At 28.9% G+C, this 18,674-nt stretch carries 17 protein-coding genes; 1 reads left to right on the forward strand and 16 read right to left on the reverse strand.

All coding sequences use genetic code 11. The features are described from left to right. Positions 1–194 precede the first annotated feature (194 nt). The 4 genes from CLPA_RS10635 to CLPA_RS10650 all read right to left on the reverse strand — a co-directional run bounded on the left by CLPA_RS10635 (position 195) and on the right by CLPA_RS10650 (position 2,910). Positions 195–866, reverse strand: coding sequence for an MgtC/SapB family protein (locus CLPA_RS10635; protein ID WP_003441853.1), 672 nt, complete (start codon positions 864–866; stop codon positions 195–197). Positions 867–1,206: 340 nt separating this feature from the next. Beyond that, complete coding sequence (locus CLPA_RS10640) at positions 1,207–1,413, reverse strand: hypothetical protein (protein ID WP_003441850.1); 207 nt, start codon at positions 1,411–1,413, stop codon at positions 1,207–1,209. Positions 1,414–1,450: 37 nt separating this feature from the next. Continuing rightward, positions 1,451–2,320 carry a radical SAM protein gene (locus CLPA_RS10645; protein ID WP_003441847.1) on the reverse strand — a complete coding sequence of 290 codons (870 nt, stop codon included), beginning with the start codon at positions 2,318–2,320 and terminating at the stop codon, positions 1,451–1,453. 74 nt (positions 2,321–2,394) lie between these two features. Continuing rightward, positions 2,395–2,910: a GNAT family N-acetyltransferase gene (locus tag CLPA_RS10650; RefSeq protein ID WP_003441842.1), complete on the reverse strand. Its 516-nt coding sequence runs from the start codon at positions 2,908–2,910 to the stop codon at positions 2,395–2,397. A gap of 318 nt (positions 2,911–3,228) precedes the next feature. Between CLPA_RS10650 and CLPA_RS10655 the strand changes: the two genes are divergently transcribed. Continuing rightward, the gene (locus CLPA_RS10655; RefSeq protein ID WP_003441840.1) at positions 3,229–4,104 is read left to right on the forward strand and encodes an NAD(P)-dependent oxidoreductase; all 876 of its coding nucleotides are present in this window, start codon (positions 3,229–3,231) and stop codon (positions 4,102–4,104) included. Between the two features lie 279 nt (positions 4,105–4,383). Here the strand turns inward: CLPA_RS10655 and CLPA_RS10660 are convergent, their stop codons facing one another. From CLPA_RS10660 to CLPA_RS10715, 12 genes are all read right to left on the reverse strand, one after another. Further along, the gene (locus tag CLPA_RS10660) at positions 4,384–5,709 is read right to left on the reverse strand and encodes a nitrogenase component 1 (RefSeq protein WP_003441838.1); all 1,326 of its coding nucleotides are present in this window, start codon (positions 5,707–5,709) and stop codon (positions 4,384–4,386) included. Beyond that, positions 5,709–7,169 carry a nitrogenase component 1 gene (locus CLPA_RS10665; RefSeq protein WP_003441835.1) on the reverse strand — a complete coding sequence of 487 codons (1,461 nt, stop codon included), beginning with the start codon at positions 7,167–7,169 and terminating at the stop codon, positions 5,709–5,711. The genes CLPA_RS10660 and CLPA_RS10665 overlap by 1 nt, the downstream gene beginning before the upstream one ends. A gap of 293 nt (positions 7,170–7,462) precedes the next feature. After that, positions 7,463–7,966 (reverse strand): dihydrofolate reductase, encoded by a 504-nt coding sequence (locus CLPA_RS10670; RefSeq protein ID WP_003441833.1) that lies wholly within the window; start codon positions 7,964–7,966, stop codon positions 7,463–7,465. An 85-nt stretch (positions 7,967–8,051) separates the two neighbouring features. Next, positions 8,052–8,324 carry an acylphosphatase gene (locus tag CLPA_RS10675; RefSeq protein WP_003441831.1) on the reverse strand — a complete coding sequence of 91 codons (273 nt, stop codon included), beginning with the start codon at positions 8,322–8,324 and terminating at the stop codon, positions 8,052–8,054. Positions 8,325–8,328: 4 nt separating this feature from the next. After that, positions 8,329–8,730, reverse strand: a complete 402-nt coding sequence (locus tag CLPA_RS10680; protein WP_003441827.1) for a ribosomal maturation YjgA family protein — start codon at positions 8,728–8,730, stop codon at positions 8,329–8,331. A gap of 161 nt (positions 8,731–8,891) precedes the next feature. Then, positions 8,892–11,594 carry a cation-transporting P-type ATPase gene (locus tag CLPA_RS10685; protein ID WP_003441824.1) on the reverse strand — a complete coding sequence of 901 codons (2,703 nt, stop codon included), beginning with the start codon at positions 11,592–11,594 and terminating at the stop codon, positions 8,892–8,894. 621 nt (positions 11,595–12,215) lie between these two features. After that, entirely contained in the window at positions 12,216–13,316 is a 1,101-nt protein-coding gene (locus tag CLPA_RS10690; protein WP_003441821.1) for an ABC transporter substrate-binding protein, read from the reverse strand. Positions 13,317–13,667: 351 nt separating this feature from the next. Further along, positions 13,668–14,258 carry a TOBE domain-containing protein gene (locus tag CLPA_RS10695; RefSeq protein ID WP_003441818.1) on the reverse strand — a complete coding sequence of 197 codons (591 nt, stop codon included), beginning with the start codon at positions 14,256–14,258 and terminating at the stop codon, positions 13,668–13,670. A 133-nt stretch (positions 14,259–14,391) separates the two neighbouring features. Continuing rightward, positions 14,392–15,228 carry an aldo/keto reductase gene (locus CLPA_RS10700; RefSeq protein WP_003441814.1) on the reverse strand — a complete coding sequence of 279 codons (837 nt, stop codon included), beginning with the start codon at positions 15,226–15,228 and terminating at the stop codon, positions 14,392–14,394. Positions 15,229–15,517: 289 nt separating this feature from the next. After that, a complete protein-coding gene (locus CLPA_RS10705) occupies positions 15,518–15,934 on the reverse strand; it encodes a VOC family protein (protein WP_003441811.1) in 417 nt (138 codons plus the stop codon). Positions 15,935–15,954: 20 nt separating this feature from the next. Next, positions 15,955–17,250: a nitrogenase component 1 gene (locus CLPA_RS10710; protein ID WP_003441808.1), complete on the reverse strand. Its 1,296-nt coding sequence runs from the start codon at positions 17,248–17,250 to the stop codon at positions 15,955–15,957. A 5-nt stretch (positions 17,251–17,255) separates the two neighbouring features. Then, positions 17,256–18,650: a nitrogenase component 1 gene (locus CLPA_RS10715; protein WP_236900336.1), complete on the reverse strand. Its 1,395-nt coding sequence runs from the start codon at positions 18,648–18,650 to the stop codon at positions 17,256–17,258. Between the last annotated feature and the right edge of the window lie 24 nt (positions 18,651–18,674).

Consider the following 18,674-nt stretch of genomic DNA (forward strand, 5'->3'; position numbering starts at 1 on the left):
TTAATCCTTTACATTAAAATCAAACATTTTGGTTCACCTTTAATATTAAATATTAATATCTGATGAACCATATTTCTACAAATCTATTTTTTGCAAGCGTACTATGAAACAATTATAACACATTCTTTCAAATATTCAAGCTAAATCTATCATATTCCTACAAAAATAAAAAAATAGACTACAATTCTTTCAAATTATAACATATTTACTTTTTTAATGTATTCATATTTAAGTAAATCTATAAATATACTGCTGGGATCTCTGTCTACAGATAAAACTACATTTATGTAGAGTTTTATATTACTGTCATCATCTTTATTTACATCCATCTCACAAATCTTAAATTTTTCTTTCATCATTATACTAAAAATTGTCTTTATTTTATTATTGCCATCTATACTTCCATCCAATACTATATGAAGTTCATAAGTATTTTCATTTTCCTTAATCTTTTTTATTCTTTTATCTATCTTAAATATATCTCTGAGGATAAAATACACAATTAATGTAGAAATTACAGCTGGAATATAGATACTACTTCCAACCGCCAGACCAACACAAGCAATAAACCACACACTTGCAGCTGTAGTTAATCCTACAATATTTCCACCTTCTTTTATAATGCTTGCCATTCCCAAAAAACCAATGCCAGATATAACCTGTGCCCCTAATCTCATTACATCTGAATTATTTTTATTTAAAATATTATAATCTACGGATATTATTTGTACTAAAGTAGCACTAACACATACAATAATGTGTGTCCTCATACCCATAGACATGCCTTTTTTTTGCCTTTGATATCCTATGAGTCCCCCTAAAATACAGGCAGTTAATATCTTTACAAAATCATATACATATAACATATATTCCTCCATTTTATAATATATATAAGTATTAATTTATGCATATCCACTTATATTGAGCTCCCATATAATTTATTATTAAATAATATATATGCTATAAAAATATCATTTATTTCTATAGCATATATAAAATTAAGTATTCCTCTACATGCGAAAACCTAAAATCCAAAATTAATAATTACTTAGATTATTATAATAACCATAGATATTTCAATAGAACTAAAAAAGACGACTTCCATTCAATACGGAAATCATCTTTTATCTATATATATTCTTTATTTAATATACCTTTTAAATAAAAACTATTTTATTGCAAGAGGTCTTTTTTGTCTTACCCAAACTAATTTTTATCCTTTAATTTTAATATCAACTTTTCCACAGTCTTTGCTGATATATATTCATCATCTCTTTTTACCAAAACTTTTTCTTTACATTTTGAGCATTTATGGACACAACCCCTAATTTCAAAATCCATATTATTGTTTTTTAATTCCTTTATCAGCTTATTATAGTCTACTGTGTGTTTACAAACTTTAATTTTTGTCATATAATCTCTCCTTATAATTTATATCATATAGATTATACTATAATCTTCTAAGATTTTCAGGCTTGTACCCATATTTTCCTCTTAATAAATCATCAATGGCACCGATTAATTTTTCTTTGTCCTGAGGAAATGTTCCCCCTAGAGAGAAATAATTTGAAGCATGATTGCTTCTAAAAATACAATTGTCTACCTTTATATTTTTGACCAATTCTCTTGTTTCCAATATTACCTCTTCTGGATTTAAGAGTTTAAACTTACCATTTTTAACCTGCTCATTCATTTTTGTATTTGGTTCCACCATAAGAGTTAGAAGTCCAACATAGTCTGGATTTATTAGATTTATTATTCTTGCAGACTCTAGAGCATTTTCTTTCCATTTATCTTTTCCGCCTATTCCTGAAATAAAAGTAACAGACAGCTTTATACTACTATCTTTAACCTTTTGTCCTGCTTTTACTATTTCAGAAGAAATAACTCCTTTATTTATTTCTCTTAATATTGTATCACTTCCACTTTCTATCCCCATGTACAATATACCTAAGCCCAAACTTTTTAATTCTTTAAGTTCTTCTTTAGTTTTTCGTAATATATCCTTTGGGGTGGCATAAGCTGCAACCCTTTCACATTCAGGAAATAATTCTTTTATTTTCAACAGTATATGTTTAAGACTATCCATAGACAATACCAGTGAATCTCCATCTGCTAAAAATATACGTTTTACATGACCATATTGATTTCTGGCATCTAATAAATCTTCATCTATTTCTTTTAATGTTCTTATTCTAAATTTTTTATCTTTGTACATATTGCAGAAACTACAGGTATTATGTGCACATCCTATAGTTACTTGAACAATTAAACTATAGGCCTCACTGGGTGGTCTATATACAATTCCTTCATACTTCATATAAAAATCTCCTTTATAATCTTTATAATTATTATATTATATTTTATTTGATTATAATAGATATTTACATAACACTATATATAAGTTGTAACTCTCTCAATTGGCTTTTCAAAGCAGCAAAATGTACCCAGCCTGAAGTTTAATTCACCTACCATATTATAACCTTCTTTTTCATACAATCTGCGAGCACGTTTGTTATCTATAAATGTGTCCAAACGTATAGATGAATAATTATTATCCCTCCCGTATATATCTGCATATTCTATAAGCCTTGTAGCTATGCCCTTACCTTTATATTTAGGACCGACACACAATCTATGAACGATTAACTGCTTTCCCTGTGTACATTTCCACTGTACTTTCTCATACTCCTTATCTTGATATTCATTTAATACAATAAATCCTTTAATAATATTTTCATCTACATACATATAAAGATTTTCTTCTCTTATATCATCACTTATTATGTCCTTACTAGGATAAGTATGATCCCATTGATATACTCCTTGTTCATGCATATCTGCTACTGCAAGTTTAATTATTTCCAGTAATATATCTAAACTTTCCATATTTGCCTTCTTAATTTCCATATAAGTATTCCTCCAATTAATTAATTTTTGAAATTCATCATCTACATTAAACTCTTTTTCTTTACTTATATTATCTGTAATATTTTCAAAATTATTATTATTTGTATTATTATTTGAACTTTCAGCTATTTAGCTTCTATTATATCTTTATAAGCAACCAGATAAAACAAATAGTTATTGTAAATATTACTAAGATTGTTAACCATACTTTTCTCATGTATTTTCTTTAATATACATTTCATACTCCCATTGTATAAATAACAAACAATGCCTATAATTAAATTGATGATATTTAAATAAGAGGGGAGAATTTTTAATATGTCAAAGTCAAATATAAATATAGGCTTTATTGGAACTGGAGTAATGGGATCTGCTATGGCTTCTCATATATTAGATGGTGGCTATAAGCTGTCAGTTTATAACAGAACTAAAATTAAAGCATCAGCTTTAATTAATAAAGGTGCAATTTGGAAAGATTCTGTAGCTGAACTGTCTAAAGATTCAGACATAGTTATAACTATAGTAGGTTATCCAAAAGATGTGGAAGAAGTATATCTAGGAGAAAATGGAATTATTAATAATATAAAAAAAGGCAGCTATGTTGTGGACATGACCACTTCCAAACCATCTCTTGCAAAGAAAATATATAATGCCGCAAAGGAAAAAGAAATTTTTGCTTTAGATGCCCCAGTATCAGGTGGAGATGTAGGTGCAGCTGAAGGTACTTTATCCATAATGATAGGCGGAGACAGGGAAGCCTTTGAAAATTTAAAACCAATATTTCAATTAATGGGTAAAAATATAGTTCTTCAGGGTAGCGCTGGTGCTGGTCAGCACACCAAAATGTGTAATCAAATAGCTATAGCTTCCAATATAATGGGAGTGTGTGAAGCCTTAGTATATGCAAAAAAATCCGGTCTTGATTCAGAAACTGTTTTAAAATCCATCGGTACCGGTGGTGCTGCCAGCTGGCAATTAAATGCCTATGCACCACGTATACTTAAAAGTGATTATGCACCTGGTTTTTATATTAAACACTTTGTAAAAGATATGAAAATAGCATTAGAAGAAGCTGCTGCCATGGGACTGGACACTCCTGCCTTAAGCCTTTCAAAAAAGCTTTATGACAAGCTTATAGAGCAAGGTAAAGAAGATCTTGGAACACAGGCCTTATATGAATTGTACTTAGATTGAAATACATGTAAAAATCAATAACTATGATTTAATATTCTAAATACTCTAAAATAATTGAAAGTTAATAAATTATTTTTAGATCCAAATTAACATATAAACATAAACACTATGAAATCAATGGTAATCCATTGATTTCATAGTGCTTTTTAACAAAGTAATATAATTATAAATGATTAAAGTCCATCTAAATAAGGACAAATCCCATATAACAATTATATAAACATTTTATATATCAGCATCTTCACTTACTTACTCATTCTTGTTTTTAACATAAATTTTTTAAATCTGTAAAGATAAAAGCTTAGTATAGATATCTTCAATTAAATTCAGTCCACCTCTATATCCTACATAGGTATGATTTAATATAAGCCTGTCTGTTATAGGAAGTCCTACACTTAAATGTAATCCATTTATTTCATTAGCTATGTCTACATCCCAGGAACTTCCCAGTATTAAGGGATAAGTATTAATTTCATATTTACTCAATTTTTCATTTATAACTCCACCATCCTGTGAAAAAGTTACATCAGAAGTTATTCCCCTATCAAAGTCTTTGAAATATTCTATAATATTATCTTTAAACTGATCTGGTACATCTTCCGTAATAAATTGATGCCCTGGTAAAAGTCCTAAATCATTAACCAAAAATTTAGTAAATCCAAGAGTATAAGAAGAGTCGTCTATTATGAAAAACTTTTTTGGCACTTCATACCTTGATGCTACAAGAAGTTCACCAGAACGAACCAAATAATGATAAAATTCCTCTTCTTTTTCCTCAATAATCTTATCCACTAATTCTTTATCAACTCCAGCAAAATCAGCTACCGTTCTTAAAAACTTACTAGTTTCTACTCCTCCTACAGGAAGTACTGGATAATGTAAATATTTAGTTCCAAACTTTTTCTCTAAAAGCTTAGCTGACTTTAAACCTATCCAAGGTGAAACTACGAGATTAAATTCTGCCTTAGGTATGTTGTTTATAGCATTTATACCTCCGCTATTATGACCAAATAGTATATTTGCTTGAAATCCAATACTTTTCAGTAATTCTTTAATTTCATTCAAATCACCTTCCCAAAATGGATCGTGAGTTGGTATTGATGCAAATACATTTACAAGTCCCTTAATCTTCTCCTCAGAAGGTTTCAAATATTGATTTATTATGGCCTCTAAAACCAATTCATGCCCTTTATAGGCATCTCCTTTAAATCCTCCTGTTTCTGCATATACTATAGGTACTCCTCTTTCAGCAAACTCTTTTACTATGCTGCCCACATCGTCTCCCACTATATCTGAAATACATCCAGTAAGTACTACAAAGAAATCTCCATCCATAACTTTTAAGGTTCCTTCAATAAGCTTTCTTAATTTTTTTTCGCCACCAAATACCACATCTTTTTCAATTAAATTGCTGCAAGGTATAGAATCTCCACCTGCATACCCTGAGCCTTGATTTCCTCCAGAAGAAGCCATGGCCGTAGTAAGTTTTGCACTGCAGCCTGGACCTGCATGTACAATTGGAATAGCTCTTTCTATAGCAATAACTGTCTGTTGAGCACCTAGTGCACAAAAATGTCTCGGTTCTTGAAGTATTATTTCACTCATTAAACTTCACCTCCCAAAAATTTAAAGGCATTTTGCTTTAACCACCAATCTGTATAGGGAAGTTTACTGTGTTTTGCAATATTTTCTACAAACATAGAGTTACTTATAGTATCTAAGATAATCTCTCCATAATTTAATAATCCCTGATAACCTATAGCAAAATGTTCATCTCCAATTTCTAAAGAAGGAATACCTAATTTACTTGCCCATATGGTACTAGCATGCCTTGTTATAAATAAATCCGGCTTTAAATTATACAATTTATTAACTAGTTCAAAAGATTGCTTATTACAAATCGACAGCTTAAAATTTCCATAATTATCCACAACATGTTTTAAACTGTCCGATCTTTCGTCGCTATTATCAAATTTAGCATCATGATGCCAAGTACAACCTCCTACAAGGTCCATGCCTAATTCTTTAACTATAGACATCATTCCATGTCCATGGGCAGCTCCGGCACCTATATATACCTTTTTCCCCCTTAATTTTTCTTTCAATTCTGTAAGCTTAGGGGCTATTCTGTCCTTCTCTTCAGCTATTAGCTTTTCAACTTCGTCCTCCTTATGGACTATCCTCCCAAGTTCTCTAAACCAAGCATCTGTACCAGCTATTCCATAAGGTGGTGGTGATTTTACTTCTGGTACTCCAAAATGCTCTTCAAGCCCTGCTGCAAAATAAGTGCCCAAAGTAGCACATATTTGTACGGTAGCAGCAGCTTCAGAAATATGTGATAGTTGTTCAATAGTAGTGTAAGGAACAAGATAGTTTACTTTAAGTCCTAGTCTTCCAAAAAGTTCTGTAAAAATATCTTTCCCCTGAAAGTTAATTATGTTAATTAGATCATTTCTTTTATTTACAGCTGGTTTTACTATTTTTCTAAGTATTCCATGATAAGCAGCATCAAATCCCAATGCCCAAATCTTAGATCTAAAGCCTTCACAAATTATAGTAATAACTGGTATACCTATTTCTTTTTCTGCTTTATTGCATACAGCTTCCACATCATCTCCAATTATTCCCGATGCACAAGTAGTGGTTACAAAAATTGCTTTAGGATTAAATCTCCTCTTGGCCTCTTTTATTGATAGCTCTAATTTTTTTGCACCACCATATATTGTATCTTTTTCAGTTAAATTTGTGTTTATATAGTGTAGATTTCTAATGGGAAGCTTTCTTTTCTTTCTTCCTGATCTTCCCACCATATTTCTATTTGGTATATCTCCGCTGCAACCTGCTGGGCCATGTTCTACCACCGCAGCATCTTGTATATATACAAGCTGATTTTTCACTTGATTTGCACTACAGGAAGTACATTGTGAAAAAGATCTATCTATATCCTTCAAACTACCATCATGAGATTTTTTATATAATTCTTCAGCATCACCGCTATATCCTGAAACGGAACCTAATCTCTTTTCTCTAAGAGGTGCTGCAGTATCTTTTAAATTAATACTCATACTTATTTCTTCCTTTCTATATTTTAAAATATAATCTTATTAAATTTTAAGAACAAAAAAAGACTTTGAGCGGAATTATATTACTCCACACAAAGCCTCTGGTTTTCCAGTTAGCATTTGCTTAAATATTAAGATTTCCATTTAGTAAAATTGTCTAAATCAATCATTCTCAAAGTTCCTATATAATAAAGTCACTTTAGGAAATTAAATATTACAGACTCTAATCATAGGAAAATATATTAGTGAAAATATACCACAGCTTTTTATAAATGTCAATATAGCACATAATCAGTTCATTTCTTATTATCACTAATTCTTTTAAATGTAATAAATCTATAAAATAAAGAACTTTTGCTGCTTTTGATTTGCTTATCACTATCTATAGCTCTCCATAATTTACTATCTATAACTGGGAAAAAAGCATCTCCATCAAATTCATAATCTAAAACAGTTATATACATCTTTTCTGCATAAGGTAAAAGCTGATTATATATATCAGCACCACCTATGACAAAATATTCTTCATCTTTTTTTATCAAATTCATAAGTTTTTCTATAGAATTAATTACAGTTACCCTATCATCTTCCACCTTAAATGTTTTATTTCTTGTAATTACAATATGATGCCTATCAGGCAAAATTTTAGGCAGGGACTCAAAGGTCTTTCTTCCCATTATTATTGTATGACCTTTAGTAATTTCCTTAAATCTTTTTAAGTCCTCTGGCAAATTCCATAATAATTTATTATCTTTACCTATAACATTATTTTTTGCTACTGCCGCTATTATTGTTAACATTATAAAAATCCTCCACTAAGTAAATTTATATCTTATTATCTACATTTAAAAATTTACTTATATCTACAAACTAATATCGCAATTTTTAATAAATGATTCTAAAGGATTTTTCTTCATATAAAACATCTATCTTTTTTAAATAGACATCCTTTACCTTTATGAACCTATTTCCCTGTTGAATTTTTATTTTAAATGCTTCTATATCATCTTCTTGCCCTTGTGCTTCTATCTCTACAGTTCCATCGTCACAATTTTTTACCCATCCCGTTAAACTAAAGTGATCCGCTAAATATTCAGTGTTAAATCTAAAACCCACGCCCTGAACTCTTCCATAAACTTTAATAAAATATCTATTCATAAAATCACCCTTTATCGATTTTTTTTAATATTATCATCTCATCAATAATAAGTCCAAATATTATTCCTATAATATAGGCTATCAAATCACTCCATGAAAATGTGGAACCAAGCACTAGTCTACCTAAAACTGTAATTCTTATACCATCTATCCAATCAGCATGATAAAGTTGGCTTATTTCAATTATAAAAGAAAATATTAAAGCCATAATTGTTATTTTTATAGTTTTCATTCTATTAAAAATAAAAGTAAATCCAATGAAAATCATTAATGACCAAAGAGAATCACCTAAGTAATCTTTTATAAAATATGGTATATTGCCATCAATTTTTTGTGAATATAATCCTAAAATAATTACAATAATTATAATAATTCCATATAAAAATCTATTACGTTTATGTTCCATAATTAAACTCACTTTTTATCAATATATTAGTTGTGTTAAATCTTTATTTTAATTATATAAAAATACAAAAGATAATCAAGTAACATTACATTAGTTACTTATAAAAATATGTATAATTAAGAAGCTGCTAATATTTAAATTTTCTTAGCAGCCCCCTTATATTATTTATTTTCTTTTATTTTATCAACTCTTCTCATAATAAATTTTTCTATTTCAATAATAATAAATACTCCTATTCCCATCAATATAGGAAAAGCCCAATGAGAAGGTTTCATATAAATTGTCCCAAAAATTTCATTCATAAATGGTATATATGTTATTGAAAGCTGTAATAATACAAGTAGTCCTGATACTATAAATACCGCTTTGTTTGTAAAAAAGTCTCTATTAAAAGCAAAGTTTCTTATAGTTCTGCTATTATATAAATGGAACATTTGGGTAATAACAATTGTATGAAGAGTTATAGTTCTAACTTCATTTAAATCATATCCTCTGTTTATGAGATTGACATTCATAAACAGTGTTCCCCCACCAATCAGTACTGATACGAATATTATTCTCCATATAAAATACCCATTAAGAAGAGGTTCCTTAGAGTTCCTTGGCGGTCTTTTCATAGCTCCTTTTTCCATCTTCTCAAAAGCTAATGCCATAGATACTGTTACAGAAGTAACCATATTTACCCAAAGTATTTGAACTGGTGTAAGTGGTATAAGTGTTCCAAAAAGAATACTTGCCATTATTAAAAATCCTTCTGCACCATTAGTAGGAAGTATAAATAAAATAGTTTTTTTAAGATTATCATATACTCTTCTTCCCTCTTCTACAGCATTAACAATAGTCCTAAAGTTATCATCCACAAGAACCATTTCAGAAGCATCTTTTGTAACTTCTGTTCCCTTTATCCCCATTGCAATTCCTACATCTGCTCTTTTAAGAGCTGGTGCATCATTGACACCATCACCAGTCATAGCACAAATTAAACCTTTTCGCTGCAGTGCTTCTACTAATCTTAATTTATGATTTGGACTTGTCCTTGCAAATATATTATATTTGACAGCTACTTCTTTTAGTTCATCATCATCCATAGCTTCAATTTCTTTTCCCTCTAAAGCCATTTCTGCATTTGTAATTCCCATTTGCTTACCAATGGCTTTAGCAGTCTCAATATGATCTCCGGTAATCATTTTTACTGTTATGCCAGCTTCTGTACATTCCTTAATAGCTTCAATGGCTTCTTCCCTAGGTGGATCAATTATTCCTGCCAATCCTAAAAATACTATTTCCCCATTTAAATCGGAATGATCTATGGATATTACATCTTTAGGCACTTTTTTATATGCAGCACCTATAACTCTTTTACCTGAACTTGCAAAATCTTTCATTTGCTTTTCCCAATAAGCTCTGTTAAAATCTCTTTGTCCATCCTTATTTTCTTCTTTTTCAGCAATGTCAAATAACCTATCTGGAGCTCCTTTTATATAAACTATATTTTCTCCATTATATTTAACTAATGTAGCCATATATTTATATTCTGAATCAAAAGGTATAGTGGCTTCTCTGTCAAGATTATCCAACTTTATATTTGATTTTTTAGCTAAAGTCAGTAAAGCTCCCTCTGTAGGATCTCCCTTAATAGACCATTCATCATTAGTATCCTTTCCTAAATGTGCATCATTACAAGTTTTAAAGCACAACAGAGTATTTTTTAATGTTTTTTCACTTTTAATATCCACTTCTTTTTCATTGTTGATTATTCTTCCCCGTGGTGAATAACCATTTCCCTCAATATTATAATGAGAATCACTGGTAACTACTGACTTTACTGTCATTTCATTTTTTGTAAGTGTACCGGTTTTATCAGAACATATTACTGAAACAGATCCCAATGTCTCAACAGAAGGTAAATTACGTATTATAGCTTTTCTCTTTGCCATATTTTCTACTCCAATAGCTAGAATAATAGACAAGATTGCTGGTAGTCCCTCTGGTATCGCTGCAACTGCAAGACCTATAACTGAAAGTAATAGCTCTTTTGATCCATAATTTCTAAAAATAAAACCAAAAATAAATATTAATATAGATATGACTACAACGGAAATTGATACAGTTTCTCCAAATTTTGATGTCTGCTTAATAAGTGGTGTTGTTATTTTTTTTACCTCAGCCATCATCTTATTAATTTTACCAATTTCAGTATCCTTACCAGTGGCTGTTACCACACCAATACCTGTACCAGCACTAACAGAAGTACCAGAAAACACCATATTAATTCTATCTCCAAGTGCTGAATTTTCATCAATAATATCCACATTTTTTTCTATAGAAGTTGATTCACCTGTCAACGCAGATTCTTCTACTTTCAGATTTATAGCTTTAACAAGTCTCATATCAGCTGGTATTTTATCTCCAGGATTCAGTATGACAATATCACCAATGACTAAATCTGATGAATCCATCTCTATTCTCCTGCCACCTCTTACCACATGTGCCTTAAGAGAAAGCATATTTTTTATTCCTTCAAGTGCTTTTTCTGCCTTATTTTCTTGGAAAAAACCTATAATTGCGTTTATAACCACAACTGCAATTATTACTCCAGTATCAATAAAATGTTTTAAAAATGCAGTTATTAATGCAGAGCCTAAAAGTACAAAAATAAGCACATCATTAAATTGCTTTAGAAATTTAATTAAAGAATTTTCTTTTTTTCCTTCTGGAAGCGAATTTCTACCAAATTGTTCAAGTCTATTTTCAGCCTCTTTTTCTGTTATTCCTTCAGAAATGCTTGTTTCTAAACGATTTACTACCTCTTCCGAAGATATACTATGCCAATTTCTGTTTTCTAGTTCATAATTATTTTTCATAAATCATCCTCCTTTTAATTAAGATCCCCTTTCATTTTTCATTTTAAATAAATTATATTTTTAAGATAATTATCTGTAAAAACCGGTTTAGTCGTTTTCATTTACAATAAAGAACACTGTATTGATAGTTTATGACATTACTAGAAAATGTGTGAATTGAGAACATTCAATTTTCTGAATTTTCTTTCTATATCAAAGTCAAAATACCTATTCCATTTTTTAATTTCTATAACCCATAGAATTGAATAGAGATTTGATTACTATTATACTTAACTAATTTATATTATATGCTGTTTTTAAAAATAACATATAATTTGTTTCGATAGAGATTTAAACTTATGAGATAAGTTTTTTTATACTATTTTACACAGTTTATATTATTAATATAACAAATTTATTAGATTATTTCAAATTATTTTAAAAATTTAATTATTAACAATCGTTCATATATTCAATCAAAATATATTTTCATATAATGAAAACTCCAATAATTCATCAAATATATTTTTTAATAAACCTAATATATAAATCTCTAATAATTATTTTTATTAATGTAAAAATAAAAAATGGTATTCCACAATATATTTTAGTAGATTGTGGAATACCATTTCCAATATTTATTTAACTTTTAGGGTTTAATATTCCATCTAAATCAGAATCTGATAAATCATAATCATAAAAAGTTTTATAATACTCTTTTGTCTTTGCCTTAATATCTAGACTTTCAAATAAATCTGGATGAAGATTTTTTGCAAGCCATAAAGGTTGTAATGCACCTTCAGCACTTCTTACAGACCATAGATACACTCCTTTAGCTTCAAGATAGACTTTTTTATTCTTTACAGCTTCTAGTGACTGCCATTGATTTGGAGTACTAGGATTCATAATATAATCGTACATATCTCTACTTCTGACCGTAATTACATCTGGCTGATTTTTATATAAAAATTCAAAATCGACACTTATATTTGCCGAATTAGCTGGAGCACTAGGAAATTTTTCTGCTGCTATATTTACACCTCCAGCTGCTTCTATGTATGAACTATTTATATCATTGGCTGCTATTGTAGTAATTGCCCCTTTAGGTGAACCAGTAGCTTCAAAAACTTTAACTTTTGCAGCTGATTTTGTTTTATCTCTAACGTATTTCAAATTGTTATCATAGTATTCATTAAATTTTTTAGCTCTTTCTTCACTTTCTTTTCCAAGAACTTTTCCCACCATACTGACAGTATTTTTTATATCTTCAGGAGTTTCTAGCTTTAATCCTAGAAATGCTATTTTAGACTCTTTTAACTTTTCCTGGTCTGCCAAACCCGTTGTACCACCAAAAACTACTTGAGGATTTGTTTGAAGTATAGTTTCTACATTTAATGTCCCGCCTCCTGAACCTGTATATGCAGCAGGAATTTCTTTTATCCTAGGATACACTTTAGGGAAAAAGCCCTTTTGCACGCCTTCTGCTGTTGCTACCAGTTTATCTGCTCCACCTACTAATAAAACTACCTGATTTAAAGCTCCACCTGCTGCTATTCTATCAACTTTATATGGTATTGTTACATTATTTCCATTACCATCAACTACAGTCCTTGTTGACGGTGTTACTGTATTCTGATTACTTGAACTGCTCTTTTCCTTTCCACACCCTGCACTAATAACTGTTGTAATCATAACTATAATTAGTAATGACATAATTACAATTTTAGATTTTAAATTTTTCATAAAAATCCCCCTTGATCATTCATATTTTTTAACATTAAATCTTTCATATTAATATAAAACCATATATTTTACATTATATAAATACAAAACATAACATTATTTAATTGAAATATTATATATTATTTTATATTATATTATTTTATATTAATTTATATCATTTTATATTAATTTATGTATATTATAATATAATTATATTGCAATTTCAACATTTTATTAATAAATTAATATTTTTATAGTGCTTTAATTACTAATTTGCCTATTAATAATTAATTTTTAATAAATTATTAAAAATATAAAAAGCTGTATCATAATGTATAAATATATACATTATGATACAGCCCGTATATAAAATCAGCTCCTTGCCATTATCATTACTTCTGTTGCCTTAATAACAGCACTAACCTTTGACCCTACTTTAATTCCAAGATTGTTTATTGATGTAGTTGTAATTATTGCTGACACTATATGCCTACATCCAATATCAACAATCACTTCACCTACTACATCTCCTTTATTTACCTGAGTAACAGTACCAGGCCACTGATTTCTTGCACTAAAATCAGAATCACTCTCTGTGGCTTTTCTAATCATTACAGAAGTTGCCTTAATGACAACATTAACTCTTGATCCAACTCTGATTCCGAGGTTTCTTATGGAAGTAGTTGTAATTATAGCTGATGCTAAATGATTACATCCTAAGTCTACCAAAACTTCTCCTACTACATTTCCCATTTTTATGTCTGTAACTACACCTGGAAATCTATTTCTAGCACTTAATCCCATAACTGAATCCTCATTTGTGTTACCAACATTCGGTTCTATAGCAATAGGTTCATCATTTACAACGGAATCATTTCTATAGTAAGGATAATAATCTATATACATTCCAGGATAATAATTTACAGGTTCACTATAATAACATCTTCTGCTATTGTAATACATTTTGAATCCTCCATTTATATTGTGTACAAAATTATTATACATATATAGATTGAATTTTGTTACTCAAAAAATAAAGAAGTTCTCTAATAAAATAGAACTTCCTCATTAAACTATTTATTTGCAATCTTATATTTTACATCTGAAAATATATGGAATCTGGATCATCCCCAGTTCTTTCAGCTCTATTTAAAGCATCTATAATTTTCATTTCTTCTTCAGTTAAAGCAAAATCATATACATCAGCATTTTCTTCAATACGAGAAGGTGTAATTGATTTAGGAATTACAATATTGCCTTTCTGTAAATGCCAACGAATAATTACCTGTGCAATTGACTTATTATGCTGTTCTGCTATTATTTTAATAATAGGATCTTTAAGAACAGCACCCCTTCCGAGAGGACTCCAGGCTTGAAAAGCTATATTGTTTTTATCTACATAATCTTTAAGTTCTTGTTGTATTAAATAGGGATGAGACTCTACCTGATCTATAACTGGTTTTATATCTGAATTTGATATAAGCTCTTCCAAATGGTGAATTTCATAATTAGATACCCCAATAGCTTTAACTAATTTTTCATTATACAATTTTTCCATAGCTCTCCAAGTTTCAAAAAAACGCTTTTTACTCGGCCAATGAATTAACAAAAGGTCTAGCTGATCTACACGTAAATCTTTTAATGATTGTTCAACAGTACTCAGTGTACTGTCATATCCTTGATTATAATTGGCTACTTTGGTAGTTATAAACAATTCATCTCTACTCAAAGAAGACTCGTTTAATATTTTACCTAGTAAAGGCTCATTTTCATAAAATTGTGCTGTGTCGAAAGCTCTATATCCAACCTCTAAAGCTTTATTTATTGCTTTATATGCTTTTTCTTCATCTGTGATTAAATATACACCAAAACCATGTTGTGGTATTTCAACTCCATTATTTAAAGTTATAACATCCTTAATAGATTTTACCATAGTATAAACCCCTTCCTGCCTCTATATATTATTTATAAAAATGTATGTTTATAAAAGCTTAAAAATAGTCGACGTCGACTATTTTATATTTATATTATATATAAATGACTATTTATTTTCAATAAATATTTCCATTAACTGTTCAAAATAGTAATTCTCTCATTCTAAAAATCCACTTAGAGTTTAATCTAAGTGGATTAACTGCTTTTATTTGTTCTTGACAAATAAAACAAATTATTTTTTATATGATAATTAAATACCTGTTATTAAACTTCTACTTCTTTTGTAACTACACAATAGTATTTTCTTCAAAAAACTCGATAGATTCACCATCAGGACCTTTACAATAAGCTGTTCTCATTATAATATCAGGATTAGATGGTATTTTTATTTCAATAGGTCCTTTCACTTTTGCCCCAGCATTTTTAGCTGCTTTTATAGCCTCTTCACAATTTTTTGTGTAAAAAGCCATATGAGTATAAGTAGCATTGGATATATCTTCTTTAGAATCATCTTCAAATATTTGTATAAAACTATTCCCCCCTGCGCTCAAAAATGATACTCTATTTCCATTTTGCTCCCAACATAAATATTTTTTAAAACCAAGTCCTTCTGTATAAAACTTAATTGTATTATCAAAATTTTTAACTTTAAGGGCAATATGATGTACACCCTTACTTAATATTTTTTCATTAAACTCCTTCATAATACCATCTCCAATTCTAATTATAACTTATTAAATATGCAAGAAAAAATATCTTCTATAAAATTCAACCCTCCTTCATATCCTATATAACTTTTATTGAGTATAACCTTATCAGACACCGGAGTACTTAAAGATAAAAAATATCCATTCAATTCAGATATAATTTCTTTATCCCAACTACTCCCTATTATCAATGGAATAAAATTTTCACTTTTTTCTTTTATATTTTTTATAATTATTTGTGAATCATCTGAAAAAATTACACATGAATCTATTTTATTTTTTATATCCTCCTTGTAGATATTAGGGGGATTGTCTACTATATGTTGGCACCCTGGAATCATACCCAATTCATTTATTAAAAAACTAGTAACACCTAATACATAACTAGATTCTCCTATAAGAAAAAAACGTTGTGGAAAAGAACTATCATACCGATTTAAAAGTTCAGTTAGTCTATTCATATAATAATAAAATATTGACTCCTTTTTTTCTATATATTTATTTACTATATTTATATCCACATTACAAAATTCTCCAATGTCTCTTAAAAATTTACTTGATTGATATGCTCCAATAGGTAATATTGAATAATGAATATATGGTGTTCCAAATCTTTTTTTTAAAAACTCCATAGTCTTTATACCTGTCCAACCAGATATCAATATATTAAATTCAGCAGTTGGAATTTCACTCCATGAATTTACATTCGCAGAAAATCCAAATAAAGCATTTACCTCAAGTCCAATCTTCTCCAACATATTTTTCAAATTGTCTATATTACCGCTCCAAAAAGGATCTAAATAGGGCGGATTCACCCAAAGGTTTATTTTTCCCTTTTTAATTGGTAATTTTTTTGAAACAAATTGTTCTATAATGGATTTTAATAGTAATTCATGTCCAATATAGGCATTTCCTTTATATCCTGCAGTATCCACATATACTACAGGTATTCCTTTTTCTTTAAATTCACTAACTACAGCTTTTACATCATCTCCAGCTAACTGTACATTACACCCTGTGAATACTACATATAATTCTGCATCTACAAGTTTTACAGTACTTTCAATTAATTGTTTTATCCTATTTTCTCCTCCGTATATAAAATCTTCTCTATGGATATTATCATTTGGGATAAAACTTCCACCACTGTATCCAAAGCCCTGATAACCATTACAATAACTCATTCCCTGATATAACCTCAAACAGCACCCTGCCCCTGAGTGAACTATAGGAACAGCTTTATTAATAGCCAATACACTATGTAATGCACCAAGTTCACAAAAATTTCTAGGTTGAAATATAGTATTCTCCATAATTTTTACACCTTTTTTAATAGATTTTCTCTCATCCACCATTCTCTGTATGGTAATTTCGAATATTTATTTATATTTTTTATAAAGTTTTTATTACTAATTAAATCTAACAATCTTTGTGCAAATTGTAGCATACCTTTATATCCATAGAATTCAAATTCATCTTCAATCCATAAGGTTGGTATGCCCATTTTAGCAGTCCAAGCTCGTAAGCTATAATGCTTTACAATCACTAAATCAGGTTTCATATGACCAATAAAATTAATTAATATATATGCTTGATTAAAAGAAATCTTTACCCCTTGTAATCCATATAAATTTCCGCTTAATTCTTTTTTAAAAAAAGGCATATCACTATTATCAAAAATCATCTTATACTTACTATCATAATCCATAATGTTAATATCTAAATCTTTCAACATCACTAATATACTCTTTTCATATCCGTATCCCATTATTATCGGCAAACACTTTATGTAATTTAATTTAATTTTAATTTCTTTTAATTTTTCCATGTATCTATTCTTATCATTAGAAATTATATTATGAACTGAAAATTTTTCTTTAAACCATATATCAATTTCATCAAAAAAATTATCCGTAGCTTCTATTCCATAAGGTAAAGTTTTATTAATACAAGGTATATTGAATTCATCTTTCAGCCACTCTGAAATATATTTGCTGAAACGATCTGGAGAAATTAACAGTGTACCCGATGCCCCTGACATTTTTTCCAAACACTCATACTCAGTATAACAAGTAATATAATTCCAATTAACCGGTATTTTATCAAGTATTTCCTTTATATCATCATTGCCAGTAAAATTTATAACATTATAAAATTTTTCACAAATATTATTATTTTTTATAAGTTTATTTAAATTTTTAGATTGTCCTAATTTAGCTCCAGAACTCCAGAATCCAGAATTATAGAGTTCACAAGTAATAATTATTAACGGAATCGAATATTCATCTTGTATAGAATTAATGACATTTTGTATATCTAATGCTGTTATTCCAGATCCACAACTAGAAGTTATAAAAATAACTTTAGGATTAAAGCTCTCTATTGAACGATCTATTGCATTTTTTAATTTTTTATCAACATCAAAAATTACATCTGATTCCGTAATATTACTACTGACAAGTTTAGCATTTTTTATTGGTAAACCACGTTTTTTTAATCCTATTTTGAATTTAATATTAAAATCAATAAAAGAAGAGGCGCAACCTAGTGGGGAATGAATAATTACTACACTATTTCTTATTGTAGATAACACATTAGATATTATAGGCGACTGACAATCAGCACACTGCATAAAAGATAAATTCTTACAATTTTCTGAATTTAATTTTTCTTTGTCTTCACACATATCATTATCTATCCTTTCAAAATACATCTCTTATCCATTCAATAATTAAGT

It is taken from the genome of Clostridium pasteurianum DSM 525 = ATCC 6013 (assembly GCF_000807255.1).
Classification (GTDB): Bacteria; Bacillota; Clostridia; order Clostridiales; family Clostridiaceae; genus Clostridium_I; species Clostridium_I pasteurianum.

Excerpts from the sequence above, each read along its gene's own strand:
- CLPA_RS10635 (WP_003441853.1), bottom strand. The coding sequence starts at position 866 with ATGTTATATGTATATGATTTTGTAAAGATATTAACTGCCTGTATTTTA.
- CLPA_RS10640 (WP_003441850.1), bottom strand. The coding sequence starts at position 1,413 with ATGACAAAAATTAAAGTTTGTAAACACACAGTAGACTATAATAAGCTG.
- CLPA_RS10645 (WP_003441847.1), bottom strand. The coding sequence starts at position 2,320 with ATGAAGTATGAAGGAATTGTATATAGACCACCCAGTGAGGCCTATAGT.
- CLPA_RS10650 (WP_003441842.1), bottom strand. The coding sequence starts at position 2,910 with ATGGAAATTAAGAAGGCAAATATGGAAAGTTTAGATATATTACTGGAA.
- CLPA_RS10655 (WP_003441840.1), top strand. The coding sequence starts at position 3,229 with ATGTCAAAGTCAAATATAAATATAGGCTTTATTGGAACTGGAGTAATG.
- CLPA_RS10660 (WP_003441838.1), bottom strand. The coding sequence starts at position 5,709 with ATGAGTGAAATAATACTTCAAGAACCGAGACATTTTTGTGCACTAGGT.
- CLPA_RS10665 (WP_003441835.1), bottom strand. The coding sequence starts at position 7,169 with ATGAGTATTAATTTAAAAGATACTGCAGCACCTCTTAGAGAAAAGAGA.
- CLPA_RS10670 (WP_003441833.1), bottom strand. The coding sequence starts at position 7,966 with ATGTTAACAATAATAGCGGCAGTAGCAAAAAATAATGTTATAGGTAAA.
- CLPA_RS10675 (WP_003441831.1), bottom strand. The coding sequence starts at position 8,324 with ATGAATAGATATTTTATTAAAGTTTATGGAAGAGTTCAGGGCGTGGGT.
- CLPA_RS10680 (WP_003441827.1), bottom strand. The coding sequence starts at position 8,730 with ATGGAACATAAACGTAATAGATTTTTATATGGAATTATTATAATTATT.
- CLPA_RS10685 (WP_003441824.1), bottom strand. The coding sequence starts at position 11,594 with ATGAAAAATAATTATGAACTAGAAAACAGAAATTGGCATAGTATATCT.
- CLPA_RS10690 (WP_003441821.1), bottom strand. The coding sequence starts at position 13,316 with ATGAAAAATTTAAAATCTAAAATTGTAATTATGTCATTACTAATTATA.
- CLPA_RS10695 (WP_003441818.1), bottom strand. The coding sequence starts at position 14,258 with ATGTATTACAATAGCAGAAGATGTTATTATAGTGAACCTGTAAATTAT.
- CLPA_RS10700 (WP_003441814.1), bottom strand. The coding sequence starts at position 15,228 with ATGGTAAAATCTATTAAGGATGTTATAACTTTAAATAATGGAGTTGAA.
- CLPA_RS10705 (WP_003441811.1), bottom strand. The coding sequence starts at position 15,934 with ATGAAGGAGTTTAATGAAAAAATATTAAGTAAGGGTGTACATCATATT.
- CLPA_RS10710 (WP_003441808.1), bottom strand. The coding sequence starts at position 17,250 with ATGGAGAATACTATATTTCAACCTAGAAATTTTTGTGAACTTGGTGCA.
- CLPA_RS10715 (WP_236900336.1), bottom strand. The coding sequence starts at position 18,650 with ATGTATTTTGAAAGGATAGATAATGATATGTGTGAAGACAAAGAAAAA.